Source organism: Agromyces binzhouensis (assembly GCF_004135055.1).
In the GTDB taxonomy this organism is placed as follows: Bacteria; Actinomycetota; Actinomycetes; order Actinomycetales; family Microbacteriaceae; genus Agromyces; species Agromyces binzhouensis.
Map to the genome: position 1 here is coordinate 1 of NZ_SDPL01000813.1, position 575 is coordinate 575.

Here is a 575-nt window from a genome sequence, read left to right on the forward strand (position 1 = left end):
CGCCGGTGACCGGCGGGGCGCCCTCGCGACGTCCGATTCTACGGATGCCGCTACTCGCGGATCGCCGCCCCGGTCCGCTCCGCCGCGAGCGCGGCTCCCGCGAGCTTGGCGTCGCTCGCCTCGGCCGCGGTGAGCGTGCGGTCCCCGGCGCGGAAGCGCAGCGCGAACGTCAGGCTCTTCGACCCCTCGGGCAGCCCCTGCCCGCGGTAGTCGTCGACGAGCTGGAGCTGCTCGAGGAGCTCCCCAGCGCCCTCGCGCACGGCTGCTGCGACGCGGGCGGCGGGCACGTCGGCTCGGACGACCAGCGACAGGTCCTGCGTGGCCGCGGGAAGCGTGCCGATGGGCCGCGCCTCGACCGAGTCGCTCGCCAGCGCGATGATCGCGTCGAGGTCGACCTCGGCGACGGCGACCACGCGAGGCAGGTCGGCCTCGGCGGTGAGCGTCGGGTGCAGTTCGCCCGCGTAGCCGACGAGCTGCCCGCCGACGCGGACCTCGGCGGTCCGACCGGGGTGCATCGCCTGGTGCGCGCCCTGCGCGAACTCGACCTCCGCGCCCACGGCGTGCGCGATGCGGCG

At 76.7% G+C, this 575-nt stretch carries 1 protein-coding gene; it reads right to left on the reverse strand.

The features are described 5' to 3' along the window. Positions 1 to 50 precede the first annotated feature (50 nt). Positions 51 to 575: phenylalanine--tRNA ligase subunit beta-related protein (locus ESO86_RS18370; RefSeq protein WP_479722800.1), on the reverse strand; the 525-nt coding region annotated here is incomplete at its 5' end.